Annotated in this window: 21 protein-coding genes; 9 read left to right on the top strand and 12 right to left on the bottom strand. The window is 38.5% G+C overall.

The features are described 5' to 3' along the window. Nucleotides 1–39: 39 nt before the first annotated feature. Genes coaE through ruvB form a run of 4 tightly spaced genes read right to left on the bottom strand, consistent with a single transcriptional unit; the run spans nt 40 to nt 3,200 of the window. Entirely contained in the window at nt 40–669 is a 630-nt protein-coding gene (coaE, locus tag BM143_RS16475; protein ID WP_090025611.1) for a dephospho-CoA kinase, read from the bottom strand. A gap of 9 nt (nt 670–678) precedes the next feature. Beyond that, the gene (locus tag BM143_RS16470) at nt 679–1,545 is read right to left on the bottom strand and encodes an MBL fold metallo-hydrolase (RefSeq protein WP_090025609.1); all 867 of its coding nucleotides are present in this window, start codon (nt 1,543–1,545) and stop codon (nt 679–681) included. 14 nt (nt 1,546–1,559) lie between these two features. Further along, complete coding sequence (locus BM143_RS16465) at nt 1,560–2,171, bottom strand: FMN-binding negative transcriptional regulator (protein WP_090025608.1); 612 nt, start codon at nt 2,169–2,171, stop codon at nt 1,560–1,562. A gap of 6 nt (nt 2,172–2,177) precedes the next feature. Then, nucleotides 2,178–3,200 (bottom strand): Holliday junction branch migration DNA helicase RuvB, encoded by a 1,023-nt coding sequence (ruvB, locus tag BM143_RS16460; protein WP_090025607.1) that lies wholly within the window; start codon nt 3,198–3,200, stop codon nt 2,178–2,180. Between the two features lie 199 nt (nt 3,201–3,399). Between ruvB and hutI the strand changes: the two genes are divergently transcribed. From hutI to BM143_RS16435, 5 genes are all read left to right on the top strand, one after another. Beyond that, nucleotides 3,400–4,626: an imidazolonepropionase gene (gene hutI, locus BM143_RS16455; RefSeq protein ID WP_090025605.1), complete on the top strand. Its 1,227-nt coding sequence runs from the start codon at nt 3,400–3,402 to the stop codon at nt 4,624–4,626. Nucleotides 4,627–4,629: 3 nt separating this feature from the next. Further along, nucleotides 4,630–5,724 (top strand): DUF695 domain-containing protein, encoded by a 1,095-nt coding sequence (locus BM143_RS16450; protein ID WP_090025604.1) that lies wholly within the window; start codon nt 4,630–4,632, stop codon nt 5,722–5,724. A 248-nt stretch (nt 5,725–5,972) separates the two neighbouring features. Continuing rightward, on the top strand, nt 5,973–7,985 hold the full coding sequence (locus BM143_RS16445) for a BCCT family transporter (RefSeq protein WP_167375303.1): 2,013 nt from the start codon (nt 5,973–5,975) through the stop codon (nt 7,983–7,985). 140 nt (nt 7,986–8,125) lie between these two features. Then, a complete protein-coding gene (gene hutG / locus BM143_RS16440) occupies nt 8,126–9,049 on the top strand; it encodes a formimidoylglutamase (protein ID WP_090025601.1) in 924 nt (307 codons plus the stop codon). 138 nt (nt 9,050–9,187) lie between these two features. After that, complete coding sequence (locus BM143_RS16435; RefSeq protein WP_090025599.1) at nt 9,188–10,480, top strand: aldehyde dehydrogenase family protein; 1,293 nt, start codon at nt 9,188–9,190, stop codon at nt 10,478–10,480. 184 nt (nt 10,481–10,664) lie between these two features. Here the strand turns inward: BM143_RS16435 and pyk are convergent, their stop codons facing one another. Genes pyk through BM143_RS16410 form a run of 5 tightly spaced genes read right to left on the bottom strand, consistent with a single transcriptional unit; the run spans nt 10,665 to nt 14,843 of the window. Next, nucleotides 10,665–12,110 carry a pyruvate kinase gene (gene pyk, locus BM143_RS16430; protein ID WP_047452867.1) on the bottom strand — a complete coding sequence of 482 codons (1,446 nt, stop codon included), beginning with the start codon at nt 12,108–12,110 and terminating at the stop codon, nt 10,665–10,667. Next, nucleotides 12,103–12,576: an IPExxxVDY family protein gene (locus BM143_RS16425; RefSeq protein ID WP_034723356.1), complete on the bottom strand. Its 474-nt coding sequence runs from the start codon at nt 12,574–12,576 to the stop codon at nt 12,103–12,105. Before BM143_RS16425 ends, pyk begins: the two co-directional genes overlap by 8 nt. Then, nucleotides 12,554–13,315 carry a ribonuclease III gene (rnc, locus tag BM143_RS16420; RefSeq protein ID WP_034723357.1) on the bottom strand — a complete coding sequence of 254 codons (762 nt, stop codon included), beginning with the start codon at nt 13,313–13,315 and terminating at the stop codon, nt 12,554–12,556. The genes BM143_RS16425 and rnc overlap by 23 nt, the downstream gene beginning before the upstream one ends. A gap of 9 nt (nt 13,316–13,324) precedes the next feature. Beyond that, the gene (gene fabF, locus BM143_RS16415; protein WP_034723358.1) at nt 13,325–14,569 is read right to left on the bottom strand and encodes a beta-ketoacyl-ACP synthase II; all 1,245 of its coding nucleotides are present in this window, start codon (nt 14,567–14,569) and stop codon (nt 13,325–13,327) included. A gap of 34 nt (nt 14,570–14,603) precedes the next feature. Beyond that, nucleotides 14,604–14,843 carry an acyl carrier protein gene (locus BM143_RS16410; protein ID WP_002976354.1) on the bottom strand — a complete coding sequence of 80 codons (240 nt, stop codon included), beginning with the start codon at nt 14,841–14,843 and terminating at the stop codon, nt 14,604–14,606. 445 nt (nt 14,844–15,288) lie between these two features. Between BM143_RS16410 and BM143_RS16405 the strand changes: the two genes are divergently transcribed. The 3 genes from BM143_RS16405 (at nt 15,289) to BM143_RS16395 (ending at nt 19,082) form a co-directional block, all read left to right on the top strand. Further along, nucleotides 15,289–16,704 carry an aldehyde dehydrogenase family protein gene (locus tag BM143_RS16405; RefSeq protein ID WP_090025597.1) on the top strand — a complete coding sequence of 472 codons (1,416 nt, stop codon included), beginning with the start codon at nt 15,289–15,291 and terminating at the stop codon, nt 16,702–16,704. Between the two features lie 216 nt (nt 16,705–16,920). Beyond that, entirely contained in the window at nt 16,921–17,715 is a 795-nt protein-coding gene (locus tag BM143_RS16400) for a helix-turn-helix domain-containing protein (protein ID WP_090025596.1), read from the top strand. 350 nt (nt 17,716–18,065) lie between these two features. Beyond that, the gene (locus tag BM143_RS16395; protein ID WP_090025594.1) at nt 18,066–19,082 is read left to right on the top strand and encodes a hypothetical protein; all 1,017 of its coding nucleotides are present in this window, start codon (nt 18,066–18,068) and stop codon (nt 19,080–19,082) included. 256 nt (nt 19,083–19,338) lie between these two features. Here the strand turns inward: BM143_RS16395 and BM143_RS16390 are convergent, their stop codons facing one another. The 3 genes from BM143_RS16390 to BM143_RS16380 are packed head-to-tail and all read right to left on the bottom strand — an operon-like array spanning nt 19,339 to nt 21,830. Next, nucleotides 19,339–20,106, bottom strand: coding sequence for a hypothetical protein (locus BM143_RS16390; RefSeq protein ID WP_090025591.1), 768 nt, complete (start codon nt 20,104–20,106; stop codon nt 19,339–19,341). Nucleotides 20,107–20,123: 17 nt separating this feature from the next. Then, on the bottom strand, nt 20,124–20,996 hold the full coding sequence (locus tag BM143_RS16385; RefSeq protein ID WP_090025590.1) for a hypothetical protein: 873 nt from the start codon (nt 20,994–20,996) through the stop codon (nt 20,124–20,126). 18 nt (nt 20,997–21,014) lie between these two features. Further along, nucleotides 21,015–21,830, bottom strand: coding sequence for a hypothetical protein (locus tag BM143_RS16380; protein ID WP_090025588.1), 816 nt, complete (start codon nt 21,828–21,830; stop codon nt 21,015–21,017). Nucleotides 21,831–22,866: 1,036 nt separating this feature from the next. Here BM143_RS16380 and BM143_RS16370 point away from each other — a divergent pair. Beyond that, nucleotides 22,867–23,436 (top strand): Crp/Fnr family transcriptional regulator, encoded by a 570-nt coding sequence (locus BM143_RS16370; RefSeq protein ID WP_090025585.1) that lies wholly within the window; start codon nt 22,867–22,869, stop codon nt 23,434–23,436. The last annotated feature ends 8 nt before the right edge of the window (nt 23,437–23,444 follow it).

Below are 23,444 nucleotides of genomic sequence, written 5' to 3'. Positions count from 1 at the left end.
TAAAAAACCTCGCTAGAGCTATTCTAACGAGGTTCTTTTTTATTCAATACTGAAGATGATCCGTTCGGTCTGTTCCTTAAGATCCTCCAGGTTGGTATTGTTATGTATAATGCAGTCTGCCAGTTTGATTTTATCCTTTTCAGACATCTGTTTTTCCATGACGGCTTCTACTTCTCTGTAGGTCTTTCCGTCCCTGTCCATCACTCTTTTGGCTCTGATATTATCTTCCGCAGTCACCAGAAGTGATTTATAGCATTGTCTGTTCAGTTTTAATTCAAACAGGAGTGCCGTTTCTTTAAAGACTAAATATTTCGTCTGTTTTTTCAGCCATTCTTCAAAATCGATCTTTACAGCGGGGTGTATGATTTCATTGAGTTCGTGCAGCTGTTCCTTATTGTTGAAAACCTTTTCTGCGACAAACTTTCTGTCATAAAGGCCATTGGCATCATAAGCTTCATCGCCAAGGAGTTCTTTGATCCTGATCTTTAAGTCTTCACTCTCATTCACGATCATTTTTGCCCTGTCATCGGAATAATAAACCGGGAATCCAAACTCTTCAATGAAGTGGGCTACGGTAGTCTTTCCTGAACCTATGCCACCGGTAAGCCCGATGATCTTGGGTGACGGTTCCGGTTCTGCTTTCTGGGTCTCTGAATGTAATTCTTCCATAATCAAAAATTAATATCCAAAAACATCATTAAAACTGTGAATCTCGTCCAATCTCACTCCTTTTTCAGTCATTTTAAGACTGGCCAGTTCATTATGGGCATCGTGCTCAAAGAACAGTAAATATTCGTTATCTACGCACTGTTTCAGGAACTTTCCTTTCTCTTCCATCGTGAGAAGAGGTCTGGTATCATATCCCATCACATACACCTGGTTGATGTGTCCTGCAGTAGGAATAAGGTCTGCTGCGAAAACAACCGTTTTTTCCTGGTACTGGATCACCGGAAGCATTTGTTTTTCTGTGTGTCCGTCTACAAAGATCACATCCATTTTCAGATCAGGAGCAAAACCGTAATTTCCTGTTGTAGGAAGAGGTAAGTAGTTAAGCTGCCCGCTTTCCTGGATCGGAAGGATATTCTCCTTCAGGAAACTTGCTTTTTCTCTTGGGTTGGGTTCTGTAGCCCATTTCCAGTGGTTTTCATTCGTCCAGAACTGTGCGTTTTTAAAAGCCGGTCTGTATCCTGTTCTGTCGTCATTCCATTCAATAGCGCCACCACAGTGGTCAAAGTGAAGGTGCGTAAAGAATACATCCGTAATATCTTCTCTTACGAAACCGAATTTCTTTAAATTTTTATCAAGGCTGTCATCTCCCCAAAGCGAATAATGCCCGAAGAATTTATCATCTTGTTTATTGCCGAGACCGCAGTCCACAAGAATCAGTTTCTTGCCGTCTTCTATAAGCAGGGATCTTGTTCCCAGTTCGATCAGATTTTTTTCGTCTGCAGGATTGGTTTTTTCCCACAAACTCTTTGGGACGACTCCAAACATGGCACCGCCATCCAGTTTAAATTTTCCACATTGTATTGGATATAGCTTCATATATATTTTGATTATTATTTCTTTATTAATTTCATCTTTTCAGCGATCTTTCTTCCGTTCTCATCTGAATTTTCCAGCTCCGAAATGATATTTTGATAATCATGCTCCTTTCTGTTCTGAGAAAGTTTTTGCTTGATAGATATTTCTGTCGGATATATTTTCATTCCGAAAGCACCCTTCATTTCCTTTTCCACAAATTCACGTCCCATATCTTTGACCATCATCGGACATTTCTGGAAATTTTCGTATTTGGAAGTTAATTTTTCCAGATGACTGTACAGCTCATCGTTATTCATCAGCTGTACTTTTCCATGGATCTGTACCGCTTCATAATTCCACGTCGAAACATTAATATGATCATACCAGCTGCTCGAAATATAGGCATGCGCTCCCAGGAAATCACAGAGGACTTCATCTCCGTCCTTTATGGTCTTTGCCTGAGGATTGGCTCTGGAAATATGGGTTTCCACATAGATATTCTCTGGATCATCTTCATTAAGTATCATCATCGCATGAGTCGCTCTTATTTTATCAACTGAAGAGATAAGTAAGGCAAATGCATTTTCCCTGATGATTTCTTTCATCAGATTGTGATCTTCGCTTCTGTATAATTTGGGAATAAACATAGGTCGTTAAAATAGTTCTCCAGGACTTTTCGGTCTGGTTATATTTAAATGCTGATAAGCTTTGTCGGTCACTTCTCTTCCTCTTGGTGTTCTGATGATGAATCCTTCCTGAATCAGAAACGGTTCGTAAACCTCTTCCAGCGTTTCCGGATTTTCAGCAATGGAAGTCGCCAGTGCGGAAATTCCTACCGGTTTTCCTTTGAAGTTTTCAATCATGACACGCATGATTTTATTATCCATTTCATCTAAACCGAATTCATCCACATTAAGAGAATTCAATGCATATTTTGTAATGTTGATCTCTATTTCTCCGTTTCCTTTGATCTCAGCGAAATCACGTACCCTTCTTAGCAGAGCATTCGCAATCCTGGGAGTTCCACGGCTTCTTCTTGCAATCTCTATAGCTGCATCTTCATAAATTGTAGATCCTAAAACCCTTGCACTTCTCTGAATAATCATCGATAAAAGCTCCACCGAATAATATTCAAGTCTGCTTTGAATCCCGAATCTCGCCAGCATCGGCTTTGTCAGCATTCCGCTTCTTGTCGTAGCTCCCACCAAAGTAAAAGGATTCAGCCCGATTTGAACGCTTCTTGCATTAGGTCCGGTTTCCAGCATAATGTCTATCTTATAATCCTCCATGGCAGAATACAGGTATTCCTCCACAATAGGAGACAGACGGTGGATTTCATCAATAAAAAGAACGTCATTTTCCTCCAGATTCGTCAGTAATCCTGCTAAACTTCCAGGTTTGTCAAGAACAGGACCGGAAGTGATCTTACAGCCTACGCCAAGTTCATTGGCTATAATATTGGCTAAAGTGGTTTTCCCCAGACCCGGCGGACCATGAAGAAGAACATGATCAAGGGCACCACCACGTCTTTTGGCAGCACTTACAAAAACCTCAAGGTTTTCCAAAGTTTTTCTCTGCCCCGCAAAGTCCTTAAAACTCTGGGGACGGATCTGCTCCTCCTGCATAAGCTCATCATGCGAGTAGTTTTCCTTATCTGGATGTAAAAAATCTGGCATTAATTCATTTCATTTACCTCAAAGATAACAAATTTAGACTAAGGTTGAGGATTAGGCTGTGAAATTTCAGGGATAGAAAAAGGCTGAGATAGAGGCTGAGGTAGAGGTAAAGGCTAACTTGGATTTAGAGGATTAATATATTTTAAGTATTTTTGAGAGTAAATTAATTATAAACAAGCGGGAGCTTAATCTTAGATCAATGAAGTTAATAGGACCCTTTAAGCAGATTGTAACATTAGCAGACCTTCCACTGAGAGGGAAATTATCTGATGAACAATTACAAGTTATTACGGACGGAGGAATTGTAGTGAATGACGGTAAAATTCAAAACATCGGAAATTTCGAAGTACTGAAATCTGAAAATCAAAATATAGAGACTGAAACCATTGAAGGAGAGCAGATTGTATTTCCCGGGTTTGTAGATGCTCATACACATATTTGTTTTGGAGGAAACCGTGCCAACGATTTCGCGATGCGTAATGCAGGGAAAACCTATCTTGAAATTGCAGAAAGTGGTGGTGGAATCTGGAGTTCCGTACAGCATACAAGAAATGCTTCGGAAGAAGAATTGCTTAGAACTTTACTGGAAAGAATTGGTTTCCTGGTATCGCTGGGAATTACAACGATTGAAATAAAAAGCGGTTACGGACTAGATGTGGAAAACGAGCTGAAAATGCTTAGAATAATTAAAAAAGCACAGGAGCAGACGAAAGCTAAATTAGTTCCTACGTGTCTTTCCGCGCACCTGAAGCCGAGAGATTTTGAAGGAAGCAATACAGAATATTTGAACTATATCCTTACTGAAATTTTACCCAAAGTAAAAGAAGAAGGATTGGCCAGGCGTGTAGATATCTTTATTGAGAAATCTGCGTTCCAGCCGGAAGAAAGTAAAGATTTCCTTCTTAAAACTAAAGATTTAGGTTTTGATATTACCGTTCATGCTGATCAGTTTACACCGGGAAGTTCAAGAATTGCTGTGGAAGTAGGAGCGAAATCTGCAGACCATCTTGAAGCAACCATTGACGAAGATATTGAGTTTCTGGCACAATCAGACACTGTAGCTACGGCACTTCCGGGAGCAAGTTTAGGATTAGGTGAAAAATTTACACCCGCCAGAAAATTACTGGATGCCGGAGCTATTGTAGCCATTGCCAGTGACTGGAATCCGGGATCTGCACCGATGGGAAATTTAATTACCCAGGCTTCTATTTTAGCAACATTTGAAAAACTAACGACCGCTGAGGTATTGGCCGGAATGACTTTCCGTGCTGCCTATGCATTAGGTCTTGAAGACATAGGAAAACTCGAAACCGGTAAAAAGGCAGATTTTGTCACTTTTAAAACCGATAATTTCCAGAATGTTCTGTACAATCAGGGAAGTCTGAATGCAGAACATGTGTATATAGACGGAACTCAAATTCATTAGAGTATGGGGATTTTTGATAAGATTCTGGGCAAAAAACAACCGGAAAAGGAAACCAGAACCTATAAAGAGTTTTGGGATTGGTTTTTAACCAAAGAGAAAACATTTTTTGAAGTGGTTAAAAACAGAGAACATATTGAAGGACAGTTTTTTGATGTGATGGCTCCGGAGCTTTCCAAAATACATGAGGGATATTATTTCCTCTCAGGAATGTCTGATGACCATACGGCAGAACTTATCATTACCGTGGAAGGTGAGATTAAAAAAATGATTTTTGCGGAGGAACTCGTTGCCGCTGCTCCAAAGATGGATCGCTGGAAGATAACCGCCCTTAAGCCGGAAACTGATATTGAAAACGTAGGAATCCGTATGAATGACTGCGAGTTCACAAAAGACAATATCTACTTTTACTCCAATGAAATAGAAGGCTATCCGGATGAGATCGATCTGGCCTTCGTCTATAGTGACCTAAACGAGGAAAACAGAGGGGCAGCTACGACAGGAATCTGTATTTTTCTGGATAATTTCCTGGGTGAACTGAATTTCGCCACTCAGATTGATACTTTCAGTGTGATGGGTAAAAATGAAGCTGAACAGGAACTTATTCCGATAGAAAAGTTAAAAGAATTTCTTCTCTGGAGAGAAAGGGAATTTACGGAGAAATATAAAGATATGAAGCTCGAAACGGAAGATCAGTTTTCCCTTCTTGAAGCTACTCTGGAAAACGGAATGCCATTGATGGCCACTGTGAATGCTTCTTTACTGAAATACAATGCAAAAGCTTCCTATCCGTGGATCTCGGTGCTGAAGATTTCTTACGATGGAAACAGGAATGATGGTTTTCCGGAAGAAAAAGATTACAATACGATGAACATCATCGAAGATTATGCAGTAGAAGTTCTGACTCCTGAAAATGGACATCTGTACATCGGGAGAGAAACGGCAGACAGCTGTAAAAGTATTTATTTTGCCAGCAAAGACTTCAGGCAGCCTTCAAAAGTTTTTGACCAGATCATCAAAGAAAATCCTCAATATAAAATTTCACTTGAAATTTATAAGGATAAATACTGGCAAAGTTTTGAACACTTTAACGTCAATTAAAGCAGATTTTTAGCGGGCTGGGACAGACGGATGAGACCGATTCCCAGCCTTGATTTTTATTTTTTTATATAAGTTTCCTTATATTGTGCCCCCGTTACTGTTCAGTCTTCAAAGAAAACAGTAACTTTCTATAGTTCTTAAGTACACTCCTTGATAAGGAAAATAAAGCAGTCATATTATTCTTTGAGTACTTCAGCCAGGGCTATGCCAGGTGTCTGTCAATATTAAAATACGAAAAAATAAAGGTGATGAAATTTAAAAATCTAAAGTCTACTTTCAATAAAGGTGTAACTGTTCCAAGTCTCATTTTTATTATCGGAACGTGTTTTCTTTCGGCTCTCTATCCCAAACCGACGGAAAATATTTTAAACGGGATTAAACAGTTTATATTTGTTAATCTCAATTGGGTGTATGTCTGGGCGGTCACTTTATTTGTGGTCTTCCTGGTTTATCTGCTCTTCAGTAAATATGCAAACATAAAGCTGGGTGCTAACGACAGTAAACCGGAATATTCCTTTTTTTCCTGGATTTCAATGCTTTTTGCCGCAGGAATGGGAATCGGACTGATTTATTTTAGTGTAGCAGAACCTATGCAGCACTATTCTTCCGAAGTTTTTGCCGATAATCATTATGTGAGCAGAGCCAAGCAGGCACAGTTATATACTTTCTTTCACTGGGGAGTTCATGCCTGGGCGATTTACGGAGTGGTAGGACTTTCCTTATCATACTTCGCGTATCGCTACAGACTGCCACTTTCCCTACGAAGCTGTTTTTATCCATTGCTGAAAGATAAGATTAACGGCAAATGGGGAAATGCGATTGATGTATTTGCACTATGCTGTACTTTCTTCGGATTGACCACGACTTTAGGATTTGGCGTGGTGCAGATCAGTTCTGGATTAAATATCCTCCACATCACCGCAGAAAACAGTTTTACCAATCAGGTGATTATTGTGATCAGTCTTATTGCGCTTTCTGTTTTTTCAGCGATCAGCGGAGTGGATAAAGGCGTGAAGATCTTAAGTAACATTAATGTAATGAGTGTCATTGTCCTCTTACTTTTTGTTCTGATATTAGGCCCGACGGTCTATCTGATAGGAAGCTTTACAGATGGATTGGGAAACTATATCAATAATTTTTTCAATCTTACTTTCAATACCCATGTTTACGAGAAAAATGCATTGCCATGGTTCTATGACTGGACTATTTTATACTGGGCGTGGTGGATTTCATGGTCGCCTTATGTAGGGTTGTTTATCGCACGAATTTCAAAAGGACGTACCATCAGGGAATTTATTCTCGCAGTTTTAGTCCTTCCTACCTTATTCAATTTTATCTGGATGTCTGTATTTGGAAACAGTGCCATATGGTTCGATTTAAATGTAGCCAACGGAAAATTAAGCCAGCTGGCATCCGATCCTGATGCACTGATGTTCCGGTTTTTAGAATATATGCCTTTATCAACCCTGACTGGGTTTTTCGTTATTGCCATCATCATTATTTTCTTTGTGACCTCCGCCGATTCGGGAATATTTGTCATGAACAGCATCGCTACTAAAAATTCCACTAAATCTCCGAAATGGCAGATCGTATTCTGGGGTATTTTACTCGCCGTGCTTTCTCTTTTACTGTTAAATGCCGGCGGATTAAAAGCACTCCAAAGCATGACTTTAATTACAGCATTACCCTTTTCAATCATCGTCCTCTTATTTATCGTCAGTCTGATGAAAGGATTGATCATCGACCAGAAATATTATGACACCAACTTTTCAGCATCAACCGTTCCCTGGTCCGGAGAATTTTGGAAAGAACGTTTAAAAAATATCGTTTCCTTTAAAGATAATTCCTCAGTAGATCATTTTATTCAGGTTAAAACAAAAGAAGCCTTTACAGATCTCCAGCAGGAATTTGCCGCCAATGGAATTGAAGCGAAAATAAACCATTACGAAAGTCCTGTCAGAACAGAAATAGAAATCCACCAGGGAGTCGTCAATAATTTTATCTACGGTGTTGAAAACAGAATAAAAACCGTTTCTGAATACATGATCAATGAAGAAAATCTTCCCGATCTAGATGATAAGAAAACCCACTATCCAAGGTCCTATTTTGGGGATGGAAGAGAAGGGTATGACGTTCAGTATTTTACAAAAAATGAACTGATTTCCGATGTCCTCAAGCATTATGAGCGGTTTCTGGAAATTGTTTCAGAAGAGCGCAATGAAATGTTCATCAGCAGTAATGCGAATCAGGGGAAAAAATAACTTGAAAAAGCACATTTTAAGGGAATGACGGATGTCATGGAATGCTGCTGAAATTGAATACAGGAGCGTTTTAATATGTAAACAATATTATTTAGATTTACCATATAAAACGATGTCATTAAAAATTTAATTTAAATTCTATGTTTCAGGACACTTGGAAAGGCAGATTAGACGGAGAAGAACTTCTTTTCCACAGAATATTTCAGAGAGTTAAAGAAGAACATAATTACGACCAGATTGTGGCAGATGATTTTGTCCTGCATGGCTTTGCCGTAGATGAAGGAGTTAGACGAAATAAAGGTCGTCAGGGAGCAAAAGATGCTCCGGATGTGATCCGAAAAAATATGTCTAATTTCCCGGTGATCCGTCCGGATTTTTCCCTTCTGGATTTCGGAAATGTGACCTGTGAAGACGGCGACCTTGAAAGCACCCAGAACAGCCTTGCTAAAAATGTATCCAAAGTATTGCTGAAAGGTGGAAAATCACTTGTTTTAGGTGGTGGTCATGAAGTAACGTATGCCCATTATTTAGGCGTAAAAACAGCTTTTCCGGAACAGAAAATCGGGATCATTAATATCGATGCTCATTTTGACAACAGACAGCCTGAAGAAGGAGTAGGGCCAAGCTCAGGAACCGGATTCTGGCAGATCGCACAGGAAGGACAGATCAACTCACTGCATATCGGAATTCAGAGAAATTCAAATACCCTGAAACTCTTTGATACAGCCCATCAGTACGGAATGAAATACATCCTTGCAGACGAACTTTTTTTCGAAAATCTTCCTTCGATTTATCAGCGCATTGATGAACTTACGGAAAGTGTAGATTTTATTTATCTTACGATCTGTATGGATGTTTTCAATGCATCAATCGCTCCGGGGGTTTCCGCTTCCGCATATAATGGTATCTTTGCAGATACGCCTTTTATGCATTTGTACAGGCATATTTTAAAAAATAAAAAACTCATAGCGCTGGATGCCGCAGAAGTCAATCCTTCCCTTGATATTCAGGAAAGAACGGCACGGCTTGCTGCGTGTCTTGTGAATGAATGGTTTATGATCTAGGTAGAAATTATATTATTTCGATAGAGAAAATCATTCCTTTATTAACCCTTAAAGGAACAAAATTTGTTACTTTCACGGTGCTTTTTAGAATAAAGGCATTAATAAATTCATTTTTGAATTTAAAACAGAAATTAGATTATGGAACAGTTAATTGAAAATAAGCTTATTAAAGCAGATAAGACATTTTCAGAATGGAGAAAAGTACCGTTTGAAGAAAAGCAGAAGCTGATCTCAAAAGCGGCAGAAATTTTAAAGAACAATTCGGAGAAATTTGGCAGGATCATCACCACAGAGATGAATAAACCTATTTCAGAGTCAATTGCTGAGGTGGAAAAATGTGCATTAATGATGAATTATTACGCAGCTGCTGAAAATATTTTAAAACCCGAAAAAATTGAATCTGAATTTTCTTATTCTGAAGTTCATTATGTTCCGAAAGGTGTGATTTTAGGAGTAATGCCATGGAATTTTCCTTTCTGGCAGGTACTGAGGTTCGCTACACCAGCGATTTTGGCCGGAAATACAGTAGTTCTTAAACATGCTTCCATCTGTTTCGGAAGTGGAAATGCTATCGAACAGGTATTCCTGGAGGCAGGTTTTCCGGAAGGTGTTTTCCTCAATCTGGAAGTAGGACATCAGGCTGTAAAAGAAATTCTTGAGCACGATGCTGTAAAAGGAGTAAGTCTTACAGGCAGCGGAAAAGCGGGTGGAGAAGTTGCTTCCATCGCCGGTTTAAACATTAAAAAATCTTTACTGGAACTAGGCGGAAGTGATGCATTCATTATTTTCGATGATGCAGATTTGGATGCAGCAGCAAAAGCAGGCGCAAAATCCAGACTTCAGAATTGCGGACAAACCTGTACTGCCGCTAAAAGATTTATTATTGACGAAAAAATTGAAGATGAATTCTTACCGAAATTCATTGAGGAATATAAAACATATGAGATTGGAGATCCTTTAGATAAGGAAACTAAATTAGCGGGAATGGCAAGACCGGACCTCGCTGATGAGTTGGAAGCTCAGTTCAACAGGGCACTGGAAAACGGTGCTGAAATTATTATTCCTTTGGAAAGAATTTCTGAAAATGAATTTAAACCAGGTTTAATTCGCGTTCAGGAAGGAAATCCTATTTTAAAGGAAGAACTTTTTGGACCTCTTGGTATGATCATGATTGCTAAAAGTGATGAAGAAGCATTACAGATGGCGAATGATATTCCTTTTGGACTTTCCAATTCTGTTTGGACGAAAAAAACAGACCGCCAGTTATTTTTTATTGAAAACCTTGAATCGGGAACAGTCAATATCAACAGAATGACAAGTTCTGATCCGCGTTTTCCATTTGGTGGAAGCAAGGCTTCAGGATATGGGACGGAGCTGTCTTTATTAGCCTTAAAAGAGTTTGTGACGGCAAGAACGATTGTAGGGAACTAGCTGTATGATGTACAATGTACAAAGTATAATGTATTAATGTAATTTACAGTCATTAAATATAAAAAATCCCGGAAATATCTATTTCCGGGATTTTTTTATGCTCGTCAAAAAGTAATTTTGCTTATTGCTTATTGCTTATTGCTTATTGCTTATTGCTTATTGCTTATTGCTTATTGCTTATTGCTTATACCGTCGTCAGTCTCAGTGTATTTGTTTTTCCGCCTTCGTAAGATGGAGTAGCGTTGATATTGATAACAAAATCTCCGCTTTCGATATACCCATGGTTGTGAGTCAGCATATTCACCTGAATGATCGTCTCATCCGTAGACTTTTTCATGTCATAGTAGTAAGCATGAACGCCCCAAAGAAGGTTCAGCATCGTGATTACTCTTCTGTTTCCACTGTATACAATGATTTGTGAATTCGGTCTGTGAGCCGCAAGCTGGAATGCTGTATATCCTGAGTGCGTCAGTGTAACAATTGCAGAAACGTTGGTCGTTTTAGCAATTCTTACGGCTGCAAGACATACTCTGTTCGTAATGAATCTTTCGTCGATGCAGTTGTAATCTTTTTCCATTGGCTCATTTTTATGTTGGTAAAAATGAGTGGTCTCGATATTCTTTACAATCTTCGTCATGTTTTCAACCACCTGAATCGGGTATCTTCCTACAGACGTTTCTCCTGAAAGCATTACGGCATCCGCACCGTCCAATACAGAGTTGGCAACGTCATTTACTTCCGCTCTGGTAGGCGTAAGACTGTTGATCATGGTTTCCATCATCTGCGTAGCGATAATGACCGGCTTTGAATAGAATCTTGCCTTCTCTACCAAAGTTTTCTGGATAGCAGGAACTTCTTCCATCGGAACTTCCACACCAAGGTCACCACGGGCAACCATCAGTCCGTCACATTCCAATAGAATTTCGTCAATATTTTTAACACCTTCCGGCTTTTCAATCTTAGCAATGATCGGCGTTTTGAATTTTCCGTTCGGATGGCTGTCGATCAGTTTTTTAAGGTCAATGATATCCTGAGCATGACGAACGAAAGAAAGGGCAATCCAATCAACCTCCATGTCAAGCATGAAATTGGCATCCTGAATGTCTTTTTCCGTAAGAGCTGGAAGAGATACATTGGTATTTGGCAGGTTCACCCCTTTCTTGGAACTTAGAGGTCCCCCTTGGATGGTTTTTGCTTTTACCGTATCTATTTCGTTGGTTTCAATAACCTCCAACATCAGTTTTCCGTCATCAATAAGGATTTTCTCCCCAACTTTTACGTCCTGAGGAAACTGCTGGTAGGTCATGTAAACCTTTGTAGAATCTCCCTCTATTTTCTCATTTGTAAAGGTAAGAACATCTCCCGGGTTCAGGTAAGAACCTTCCTTTACAACGCCCACTCTCAGTTTAGGGCCCTGAAGGTCTCCTAAGATTCCCACAGAATAACCATATTCCTGATTAAGCTCTCTGATAATTTCAATATTATTTCGAACTAAGTCGTAGTCTGCATGTGAAAAATTTATTCTGAAAATATCAACACCCGCTTTCATTAGTCCTAACATTACCTCCTTCGATGACGAAGCAGGCCCTAGTGTTGCAATAATTTTTGTCTTCTTTAAATACTTATTCATAATACTGGATAATTTGATAAAGTTCCTCTTCAGAACTCAGTGTATAATCTTGTATCGGAAATACAAGATTTTCCGGGAGCAAAATTACGGAAAAATCAGGAATTTGTTCCGATGTATGCAGAATATATTCCACATCTACCTGATTATTTAATAAAAATTTAATGTTTTCTTCTTCTGTGAAGAGCTCGGTCTGCAGTTTTTTTTGCTTACTTTCCGAAGACCGGTTCGAAATGAACGTAAAACACGTTTTCGTAAATTTATGGTAAGCTTCAAATCTTGGAAAATAGTAGTCGTAGTAAGCCCCGTGAATAATCACATCCTTTTTTCGGGAAAAAGTGAGGCCGTTGATTTGATTAATCTTGTAGAAAAACTCATGAGCAGGTACATCTTTTGCTAATCTTACCAATCCTATGGCAATATCTTCAAATTCTATATCGTCTAGATCATAAAGTTTTTGGATTTCCAAGTATGTTTTCTTTTTTGTTTAAAATATAAAACGCTCTCTGTGCTGCCTTCTCTTCTGCCTTCTTTTTGGAAGTTTCTGTCGCATTGGCGATTTTTTCTTCTCCCAGCCAGACGTGGCACCTGAACACGATTGCTTTATTAGCCTGAATTTCTTCGCAGGTCTCGTATTTTATATTTACTTTTTTCTTCTGGCTCCATTCAAGCAGAAGACCTTTGTAGCTTACAATTTTATTTTCAAGCTTATTAATTTCAGAAGGCGTCAGTAATCTTTCCAGAATGATCCTTTTACAGGCGTCATACTGGAAGTCCAGATAAACAGCACCAATAAGTGCCTCAAATAAATTTCCGGAAATATTTTCACCCAATGCTGCGGATCCCTGCTTCTGCAAGAGATCGATAAGCTTCAGGTCTTCACCTAATTTATTAAGATTCTTCCTATTAACAATTTTAGATTTCATCTGCGTGAGATATCCTTCGTTGGCCTGAGGATAAGTCTGGAACAGATGACAGGAAATAATTGTACCCAAAACAGAATCTCCCAAAAATTCAAGTCGTTCGTAATTGCTGTCTTGATTTTTAGAAGAACTTTTTAAAGAAAAAGCTTCCCGGTAAAGAGCCACATTCTGAACCTCGGCGCCCAGCATTTTTTTCAGCTCGGTACTGAGAAAATAGTCTCTCTCCGTTAATTTTCTTTTTCTTTGTCTGAGAAGGAATTTAGAAAAGTATTTCTGTAACTCCATTCATTGAATTTAGATTTTCTTAAATAGAACGCAAGCGTTGTGCCCGCCAAATCCAAAAGTATTGCTCATGGCTACTTTTACATCTTTCTTCACAGCGTCGTTGAATGTGAAATTCAGTCTGCTGTCAATGTTTTCATCATCAGTAAAATGGTTGATGGTAGGCGGAACGATACCATGAATAATAGTTCCTAATGCAGCGATAGCCTCAATAACTCCAGCTGCACCCAGAAGGTGACCGGTCATTGATTTTGTAGAATTGATCTGAATATCAAAAGCGTGCTCGCCTAATAATTTCGAAATTGCGTTGGATTCTGCAATATCTCCTAATGGAGTAGAGGTACCATGCATGTTGATATGGTCTACTTCATCAGCAGTTAAGCCTGCATCTTCCAGACAGTTTTTCATTACCAGATAAGCGCCTAATCCTTCAGGATGCGGAGCAGTCATATGATGTGCATCTGCACTCATACCACCACCTAGCAATTCTGCATAAATTGTAGCGCCACGTTTTACCGCGTGCTCATATTCTTCAAGAATGATTGTACCTGCACCTTCACCTAACACAAAGCCATCTCTGTCTTTATCAAAAGGTCTTGAAGCGGTGGTAGGGCTGTCATTTCTTGTAGAAAGTGCCATCATCGCATTAAATCCACCGACACCACTTGCTGTAACGGCTGCTTCAGAGCCTCCGCATACAATAACATCAGCTTTTCCTAGCTGGATAATCATCTTGGCATCAATTAAAGCATTGGCTGAAGATGCACAGGCAGATACCGTAGTATAATTCGGCCCGTGAAAACCGTACTCAATTGAGATATGTCCAGGAGTGATATCCGCGATCATTTTAGGAATAAAGAAAGGGTTGAATCTTGGAATTTCAGTATTCGCCCATCCTAAAACCTCAGTTTCGAAAGTCTCTAAACCTCCGATACCGGAACCCCAAATTACACCGACTCTGTTTTTATCAACATTGTCTTCCATAATTCTGGAGTGTGCTACTGCTTCTCTTGCGGCTACAAGCCCAAGCTGAGTATTTCGGTCCATTTTCTTTGCTTCTTTCTTATCGAAATGCTGCAACGGATCGAAACCTTTCACTTCACAAGCGAACTTAGTTTTAAAGTTTGTGGCATCAAAAAGAGTAATCGGAGCAGCACCGCTCTCACCTTTAAGAAGATTTTCCCAGTATTCTTTTGCATTATTTCCAATCGGTGTTATTGCGCCAAAACCGGTTACAACTACTCTTTTTAATTCCATAAACTTTTAAAATTTTCTTTTTTGTTGAAGAATATTATTTATTTACTACTTCTTCGATGTAAGCGATAGCGTGACCTACAGTAGTAATTTTTTCAGCCTGATCATCAGGGATTTGAATGTTGAATTCTTTTTCAAATTCCATGATTAGCTCAACTGTATCCAATGAATCAGCTCCTAAATCGTTAGTGAAGCTAGCTTCAGGAGTTACTTCTGTTTCTTCAACGTCAAGCTTATCAGCGATGATAGCTTTTACTCTTGATGCAATGTCTGACATAGTAAATTATTTTTTTAATTGTTAGATGGTGCAAATATATAAAATTCTTCACGATAAAACATTTTTTTAGTCTTTTTTGTGGGTAGACTATACTTATTTTATAGTCAGAAGTTTTAGTGTTTTCGTTTTCAGGTATTTATGTTTGCTATGTAAATCATAAGTAAAATAACTTCTTATTCAGGATGGAGGTGGGGTGAAAAAGGGTTGTGACACTAGCCTCACAGTGTATATTTCCATCTGAAACAGGAGTAAATGACAAGGAGTGATATCCATTTTATTTTTTGCCGGATGGGGCGATAAAAGATCATTTTCAATTTTAGTTGAAAGAATTCAGGGCTAATCCTATCCATATTTTGAGCTTTTAAGCAAAGTTGAATTGAGCCATGTGACAAAACACTTCTTTTGAAATTGTGGGAACTTTGTCCTTACAATTAAAATAAATAATATGAAACGTATAGAACATGCCTACATCAACGGTGAATTTTCAGCATTACACGGGACAGAAGTATTCGATCTGATTAATCCTTCCAATCATGAAAAGATTGGAGAAGTGGTTTTAGGAGATGAAAAAGATACTCAAAAAGCCATTGCAGCAGCGAAAGAAGCTTTTAAAGCATTTTCAAAAACGACCATAGAAGAACGTATTGAAATTCTTAAAAACTTAAAGAAGGCTGTAGAAAAGCGCAAAGAAGAGCTTATCGAAACCATGATCCTGGAGTACGGCGGCACCCGACAGTTTTGCACGGCAGGCTATCAGAATATGGTAGGTGCCTTTGAACACATGATAGAAACCCTCAGTGATTTCGAATTTGAAAGAAGAGCTGGCAAAACCCTTGTACAGATGGCTCCCATTGGAGTAGTCGGTATTATTACCCCATGGAATTCCAGCAACGGTTTTATATGCAGTAAATTCGCTACAGCAGTGGCCGCAGGTTGTACAGTCGTTGTAAAACCTAGTGAAATGAGCGCACTTCAGACGGAAATCATTATAGAATGTTTCCACGAAGCTGGCCTGCCAAGAGGAATTTTTAATGTTGTGAACGGATTGGGAAATGTCGTTGGAAATGAAATTGTAAGCCATCCTGATATTGCTAAAATCTCTTTTACCGGTTCTACCCAAACAGGAAAAATGATTGCTAAAGGTGCTGTAGACAGTATGAAAAGGGTTACTTTAGAACTTGGCGGGAAATCACCTAATATTATTTTAGATGATGCTGATTTTACGCAAGCCATTCCTCAGGCAGTCTTCGGAGCTTATATGAATAGCGGGCAGGCCTGTATTGCTCCGACACGTCTACTGGTTCCCCAGTCAAGGCTGGAAGAAGTCAATAGAATTGCGAAAGAAACAGCGTTTCAGGTTGTCGTGGGAAATCCATCCAATGAACATACAAATGTAGGTCCGATGGTTTCTGAAAAACAGTATGAACGCGTGCAAAGTTACATTCAGTTAGGTCTGGACGAAGGTGCAGACTTGTTAGCGGGTGGTATCGGAAAACCGGAAGGTCTTGAAAATGGAAATTTCGTTAAAGCTACCATTTTCACCAATGTCAGAAATGATATGCGCATTGCACAGGAAGAAATTTTTGGACCTGTCCTTTCGATCATCGCTTATGAAAATGAAGAAGAGGCGATCGCAATTGCGAATGATACTCCTTATGGATTGGCTGCTTATGTGACTTCTTCGGATGAGAGCCGTGCCATCAGAGTGGCTTCTCAGATTGAAGCGGGAAGAGTTTGTGTGAATGGTTTCAAGCATGATCCACTGGCACCGTTTGGAGGATTCAAACAGTCGGGGATTGGTAGGGAATTCGGAGCATTTGGCCTGGAAGAATATTTGGAGCCTAAATCAATTTTGGTGTAAGTTATTGAAGTCCGAAGATAGAAATACAGGGTGTTTTATTAATCTTTTAATACTATTTTAATAAACTTAAAGGAATTGTTAAGTACTTACTGCCCAATAGTAACTTCCATCTTCCAACCATTTTATCTTAACTTTTTATCCCAAACTCAGGTTAAAAAATATTATATTGAACAGTCAAGCCAGAGCTTTCCGGCTTGACTTTAATTACGAAAAGAAATGTCCGAAAATATCGATTACATCAATTATTCCTGCTACTTCACCGTTTTTCGCGAAGGGGAACAGTTCGTGTCCTATAATGCATTATCGATGGTGATTTCAGGAGAAATGGAACTCAATGATGGTGTTCACCGGAAAATGTTCCGGAGCGGGGATATCTATCTTGTCCGGAAAAATCAATTGTTGAAATTTCTGAAAAAACCGGGTGAGGAAGCGGAATTCAAATCATTATCCATCAGATTTGACGATGAACTGCTGAAGGAGATGAGCACCGAAGAACATTTTGTACTCCCGGAAAGATCAAAAACGTCTGCTTTTACTGATGTATCAGAGGTAAAGCATCTGAAATATTTTATGGAATCCTTGCTGCAGTATCAGGATCTGTTGGAAAATAAATCTCCTGAGTTGGCTCTGTTGAAGCAGAAAGAAGCTTTATTTCTACTATTTGGACATGATCCGTCACTAAAAAATATTCTGTATGATATTTCTGATCCGTATAAAATAGATCTTGAAGGTTTTATGCAGAAGAACTATCATTTTAATGTAAAGCTGGACCGTTTTGCTTATCTGACGGGAAGAAGTCTCGCAACCTTCAAAAGGGATTTTGAAAAAATATTCGGAACCGCACCAAGAAAATGGCTGCTCGAAAAAAGACTTCAGGAAGCCCGCTATCTTCTGGAAAAAGGGAAAAAAGCGACGGATATTTATCTGGATCTTGGTTTTGAAGACCTTTCCCATTTTTCATTTGCTTTTAAAAAACAGTATGGCCTGCCGCCAAGCAGATTATCTATATAAAATAAAAACCTCCAATCAACTGGTATTGACTGTCTCCATGTTTTTATTAGATTTTAATGACAGGCTTTATTCAACATGAACTTTAATTTTTAAAGAGTAAGGTTGTTAATCAATGTACTTTATCCCTGAAGCAATATGATCGATCTTTAAATAAGTCACTAAATGAATTAGATGTATAATTAACTTTTTTCAATATTATAATACTGATATTAAGTGTTTTATATTTTTAAATGTTAACTGTTTATTGATGTTAATCTGTAATTTGCTAACACATTGTTAACAAAATAATTCAATGTAATCCTCTTAAAATAATTTTCTTTGAATTCAAAATTTTAAAAACGGTTAATATTATGATGAAAAAGAATTTTCTATTTATTGGATTGTTGCCTGGTTTTATTTTTTCTCAGGTTGGAGTTAATACTGTTCTGCCACAATCTACACTCGATGTTGTTGGGAAAAAAGGCACTACGGATAAAGACGGTTTACAGGCACCAAGATTAACCAGAGCTGAGCTTACCAATAAAGGTAACTCCCTTTATGGAACCGGGCAAACAGGAACATTGATTTATATTAGTGATGTTTCCGGAGGTGATGCACTCTTGCAAAGAATTAATATCACTGACAGTGGGTATTATTATTTTAATGGAAGTGTTTGGCAGAAAGTACTCAATCAGTCTTCTTTAACAGCTTCAAACGGAATAAACATTGTTTCGGGAGGGAATATTAAATTAGGAGGACCGCTTACCGGAGTTACAGCTATAGGAACTTCAGCTGCGAATACGCTGGCTTTAACCGGTTTGTCAACCACAACAGATAACACCCAAATGCTTACGGTAAATGGGGCTGGTGTTATCAGTACACAAGCCATTCCCGGTGCTGTTTCAACGCTTGCAGGAAGTACAAATTATGATAAATCAGACGGTTCTGCAACTGCATCAAATGGAGTGGGAAGTACTATGGTCGCTATTGCCAACACCACTACCACGATGACATTAGCAAGTGCCAGATCTATTTTTTTTAATGCCAATGTAGGAATTGATGATTATACATCGACTCAGGCAGGTGCTCCTTACTATAAAGCAGAGCTCTACTTAGATGATGCCCCTATTGCTTCACCTGCGAAAATATTTACAGCAATTCAGGAGAATGGATCATCAGTATCAGCAAACCCTTGGACATCTGGTGCAAGATACTTAGCAGATGGTGTTGGAGGAGCGTTAAATTTTACTTTAAGTGGTATTATTAATGTTCCTGCGGGTACCCATACGGTTAAATTGTATATGAGAAAATCTTCTAATAATAATTTTAATGGAAATGCAGACCTTAGGCTAATAGCCTACAGTGCATCAGGAGTTTATATTAACTAAGGAAAATATAAATTCTGATTAACAGAATACCCTTTGTTGAATTGAAAGTTTCAACAAAGGGTATTTTATTGATGTTTTTAATGTAAAACCAGATCGTTTTGCAGATATGACATGAGGAAGTCTGGTAACCTTTAAACGGAATTTTGAAAAATAAAAACCTCCAATCAACTGGTATTGGAGGTCTACAGATTTCTATTAAATGTAATGACAGGTTTTATTCTACATGAGCTTTATTTTTTAAGAGTTAAATTTATAATTACAGTATTTTTTCAAAGCTTACATTGCTGTCCGCTGTTCCCCCAAACGTATAGCCAGATATCGAGAACGCACTGTTGTCGATGGATATTCTGAAATTCACATTGCTATTCACATCCAGAAACAATACCGTATCTGCAGACACCGCATAGTTGTTCAGGCTTATAAATGCGGCATTAGCAGACATGTATGCTTTTTGCTCTCCATTCACCAGGATGGCAATATTAATTTTAGTTCCTGTAAATCCTACATTAATTCCTCCGAATACAGCATTGAAATTGATTCTGTAAATTCCTTTCTGGCGCATGCGAAAAGTGTCTGCCGAATGCCGGATCGATAAATGATCTGCAAACTGAGGATCATTAGCAGGAATAGAAAGTGGCAGATTGTTGGAGCTGCATAAAATTGAAAGACAAGCTGCAGAAGCAGATTCAATTCTTGCCCTGGTCCAGGTGGTTGCTGTATGTTCAGGGATAAAAGCCTGTTTCCACGAAGATCCGTCGTACACCTTAGTGATTTGGGCTTTTTTATCATACATGAGCATTCCTTCCATGGTGGGATCATTATTATATCCGTCCGTTTGTAACACATTATATTGTGGCAAAGTAGTATTATCGTTGGTCGCAGGAAGTATTAATGCCTTTTTTTCATCCGTATTCTGAAGTTCCAGTTGAGTGTAAGGATTAGAAATATTGTTTCCTCCTATGATGATCTGCGCATTGATAGCGATACAGGGGATGATACTGACTAATGATGCATATTTTTTCATTGTTTCGGAATGAGGGATTATTTTAATTTTTTTATATTGATAAAAGTATCTTTATGAGCTGTAGAGCTTGAGTACACAGATACTACGGCCTCTGTGGAAACCGATGCGGCGAGTCTTATTCTTGCGTTAGCCGGTAAAGTAACCGTTGCAGAAACACTGGCACTTTTATCACCGGCCTGGCCTACATCTATGAAAAGACCACCATACTGAAGGGTTTGGCTGAAGGCTAAAGTATTCCAGGTGGCTCCATTATCATAGCTCACGTCCAGATTCACCCAGTAAGAAACATTGTCTCCTAAACCTAAAACACTGGTTCCGCTAAATCCTACCACCCCTGAAACATGATAGAGGCCGGCTGCGGGTATCGTTACATAATCAGCTCCTGTGGCCAGATTTAAATTGTTGACCAGCAATTGAGAACGGCTAGCGATAGTTGATAAAGGAATTATTTTCCTGTTATTGGTCCCGAATAGCTGGCCCAGACTGCAGGTGTTAAGTCCGGGTAGGCCTATACATGACCATTGTTGTGAGGTATTTGCCTTTTGGCGGGTTTCGAAAGGATTATAGAAGGCGCCAAGCTGAAGTGCCGGGATCCAGACGGTTCCGTCATATTTGTAATATTGTTTGTCTTCTTTGTTATAAATGATAGCCCCTTCCAATGAAGGCAGATCACCGAAAAAATCCTCTTCAAGGTTATTGTACAAAGGAAAACTACTGATATTATCTGCTTTTGTAAAAATAGCCCCCTTTTTAGAATCCTTAATGTCCAGTAAAGCATTAGGATGAGGATTAAAGATTCCCGGAGTATTGGAAATCATTACTTGTGAAGTCGCCCTGATTCCGAATATGACGGTGAAAATCAGACTGTAAACGAATGTTTTAGTTTTCATTGTATGTTTTTATATCGGTTATAGAATGATTTTTTCAAAAATAAATTCACCCGTTCCATATGTATTCCTATTTTGAAAAGTAGTGGAAGAAGTAATGATAGGGGACAAACCTGATTCCATGTGCCCTTGAAGTCGGAATTTATCGCCGGCATTGGCCTGTAGTACAATAGAACCGTTAAATACAGGATTATAACCCAATCCATCATTGGTATCCGTAAATTCCTTATAATCAATAGTGGTGAAGCTATTTGGAGTTGCTGAATTTGCTTTCTGAAGACGAAGCTGGATCAAATCTGTATTGAGGCCTTGAAAAACGGCGTAAGAACGATAGGTGATTCTGTAGGTTCCGGCCTCATTGACCGTAATGACATTCGACGCGATAGATAATTTAATTAAACTTCCTATGAAATCTGAAGGACCTGTTCCGGTGAGCGGAATAATGCCATCTGCTGAACATCCGTAAGGTGGAAGAATACCCGATGAACAGGATAGATTCAGGTCAGAAGGTCTTGAGAAATGAGCCAGATACTGAGGTTGGAGCTCTGCAGTATATTGATAAACACTACGCCAGTTTGTTCCATCATGTTCGTAGATTGAGCCATTGCCTTTGTTGTAGATAATAGCCCCTTTAAAAGCTTCATCGGCATCCGGATCTGTTGCATTCCCTATTTGTGTAACTGTTGGAAGCATGACTGCTTTGGCTGGAAAGGTAGATTTTACATCGAGTATTGCATTGGGATGAGGCTGCTGATCAGCCGGATTGCTGGAAATGCCTACTTGGGCATTGATGCTCAACCCTGATGAGAAGAGAAGAGCATAATACATTTTTTTCATATTTATTTTTTGGTGTGAACAGGAAATAAGCTGCCTGAAGCTACGGTGTACAGCTCCTTATCTGGAAATATTAATCATTGTGAAAAAAAAACTAAATGCCAGGTGGCGGACGTGAAAAATAAGAAATGGAAAGTATAGTATCGGAAAGCTTTTTCTGAATAGAAAGAACTTCTATCTTTTTCGCAAAGCAACATAGCAAAATGACACTTTTTGAAAAATCCGTTACTATACTCTTCTTTAAGGTTGTTTGAAGTCCGGATTTCGGAAATACGGCTTTCAGGCAGCGAATTGTATAGGTATAGTTAAAATGGTTCTTTGGATCTAACCTGTTCTGAGGTGTATTATTAAATGTTATTACAGACGCATTAGGCTTATTTAAAGAATAAAACAGAAGAGAAAAAAGAGTAAAAGAAAGAACAAAAGGAAAAACAATTGTTGGGAGACTTTTAAAAAGCTCCCACAATTGTACTGTATATAAAATTGTGTTTCCCATTGTTTTTTATTACCGACAGATTCTATACTACTTATTTAAAAAAGTGCTTGTCTTAAAATGAAAGACCTTATATCTTACTTTGAAATGTGGCTTCGGGATAAAATAATAAGGTCTTTTCGGTAGTCAAATATAGACAGTATAGCCCTATAAAATTTTCATCTATCTTAAAATCCATCGTTTAGTTTTTGACTTTGGAAATTCTCTAAAACCTGCTGTTTCAGGCGCTTTACAAGGTGTTGAAGTGCGATGTGATCATAATGCGGTAATGATTTGTGAAAATCCTGACAAAGTAGAATTTAAAATTCTACTAATTTTGTAGAGTATACATCCGGTTGGGTAAAAAAAGTTTCTGGAATTCTATTGAATGAAAACCTGATTTTTTTTTGATTTAATGAATATTGCCTGATCAGTGATGGTATAAGAATGATTCTTTTGAAGACCTTGCAGTTATTACAACTGGGTTGAAATTGGATTGAATTTTAATTAAACTCCTGAAAAGTGTTTATTAATAAGATAACACATTTTCGGGTCATAAAACTTGACATGAAATTACGATTGTACCTTCAGAATGAAATAGGTCTGATGCCAGAAACGGTGATGGCACTGGATGAATTATTTGCGTATAAAGAATTGCCAAAAAATCATATGCTATGTTCCAGTGGAGGCCGTTCAAAAGATGTTTTCTTTATTGAAGAAGGGCTGGTCCGCTCTTTTTATCACAAGGATGGAAAAGATATTACCGACTTTTTTTATAAGGAAAATACATTTTTTCTGTCGGTGGAAAATATATTTCTCAACAGAGAAGATCATTATAACGGTGAGCTGTTGGAGAAGAGCAAAATAAGGATGATAAATTACAACTTACTGGAACCATTTCTGGATAATGTTCAGAAACTGAACTATTTCATGCGCCACACTATGGCTTATCATATCAAACTGCTGAATGACCGTTTATACGATATTCAGTTTCAGTCCGCCGAATACAGGTATCAAAAACTGATGGAAAATTCGCCGGACCTTATTTTAAGAGCTTCTCTGGGAAATATTGCTTCTTATCTGGGAATTACCCAGCAAACCCTTAGTGTGATAAGGGCTGGGCAAAAGCGGAAATGATATTTTTG

This window comes from Chryseobacterium oleae (assembly GCF_900115055.1).
GTDB classification, from domain to species: domain Bacteria; phylum Bacteroidota; class Bacteroidia; order Flavobacteriales; family Weeksellaceae; genus Chryseobacterium; species Chryseobacterium oleae.
This window is presented reverse-complemented; position numbering and strand designations above follow the sequence as displayed.

Excerpts from the sequence above, each read along its gene's own strand:
- coaE (WP_090025611.1), bottom strand. The coding sequence starts at position 669 with ATGGAAGAATTACATTCAGAGACCCAGAAAGCAGAACCGGAACCGTCA.
- BM143_RS16470 (WP_090025609.1), bottom strand. The coding sequence starts at position 1,545 with ATGAAGCTATATCCAATACAATGTGGAAAATTTAAACTGGATGGCGGT.
- BM143_RS16465 (WP_090025608.1), bottom strand. The coding sequence starts at position 2,171 with ATGTTTATTCCCAAATTATACAGAAGCGAAGATCACAATCTGATGAAA.
- ruvB (WP_090025607.1), bottom strand. The coding sequence starts at position 3,200 with ATGCCAGATTTTTTACATCCAGATAAGGAAAACTACTCGCATGATGAG.
- hutI (WP_090025605.1), top strand. The coding sequence starts at position 3,400 with ATGAAGTTAATAGGACCCTTTAAGCAGATTGTAACATTAGCAGACCTT.
- BM143_RS16450 (WP_090025604.1), top strand. The coding sequence starts at position 4,630 with ATGGGGATTTTTGATAAGATTCTGGGCAAAAAACAACCGGAAAAGGAA.
- BM143_RS16445 (WP_167375303.1), top strand. The coding sequence starts at position 5,973 with ATGAAATTTAAAAATCTAAAGTCTACTTTCAATAAAGGTGTAACTGTT.
- hutG (WP_090025601.1), top strand. The coding sequence starts at position 8,126 with ATGTTTCAGGACACTTGGAAAGGCAGATTAGACGGAGAAGAACTTCTT.
- BM143_RS16435 (WP_090025599.1), top strand. The coding sequence starts at position 9,188 with ATGGAACAGTTAATTGAAAATAAGCTTATTAAAGCAGATAAGACATTT.
- pyk (WP_047452867.1), bottom strand. The coding sequence starts at position 12,110 with ATGAATAAGTATTTAAAGAAGACAAAAATTATTGCAACACTAGGGCCT.
- rnc (WP_034723357.1), bottom strand. The coding sequence starts at position 13,315 with ATGGAGTTACAGAAATACTTTTCTAAATTCCTTCTCAGACAAAGAAAA.
- fabF (WP_034723358.1), bottom strand. The coding sequence starts at position 14,569 with ATGGAATTAAAAAGAGTAGTTGTAACCGGTTTTGGCGCAATAACACCG.
- BM143_RS16410 (WP_002976354.1), bottom strand. The coding sequence starts at position 14,843 with ATGTCAGACATTGCATCAAGAGTAAAAGCTATCATCGCTGATAAGCTT.
- BM143_RS16405 (WP_090025597.1), top strand. The coding sequence starts at position 15,289 with ATGAAACGTATAGAACATGCCTACATCAACGGTGAATTTTCAGCATTA.
- BM143_RS16400 (WP_090025596.1), top strand. The coding sequence starts at position 16,921 with ATGTCCGAAAATATCGATTACATCAATTATTCCTGCTACTTCACCGTT.
- BM143_RS16395 (WP_090025594.1), top strand. The coding sequence starts at position 18,066 with ATGATGAAAAAGAATTTTCTATTTATTGGATTGTTGCCTGGTTTTATT.
- BM143_RS16390 (WP_090025591.1), bottom strand. The coding sequence starts at position 20,106 with ATGAAAAAATATGCATCATTAGTCAGTATCATCCCCTGTATCGCTATC.
- BM143_RS16385 (WP_090025590.1), bottom strand. The coding sequence starts at position 20,996 with ATGAAAACTAAAACATTCGTTTACAGTCTGATTTTCACCGTCATATTC.
- BM143_RS16380 (WP_090025588.1), bottom strand. The coding sequence starts at position 21,830 with ATGAAAAAAATGTATTATGCTCTTCTCTTCTCATCAGGGTTGAGCATC.
- BM143_RS16370 (WP_090025585.1), top strand. The coding sequence starts at position 22,867 with ATGAAATTACGATTGTACCTTCAGAATGAAATAGGTCTGATGCCAGAA.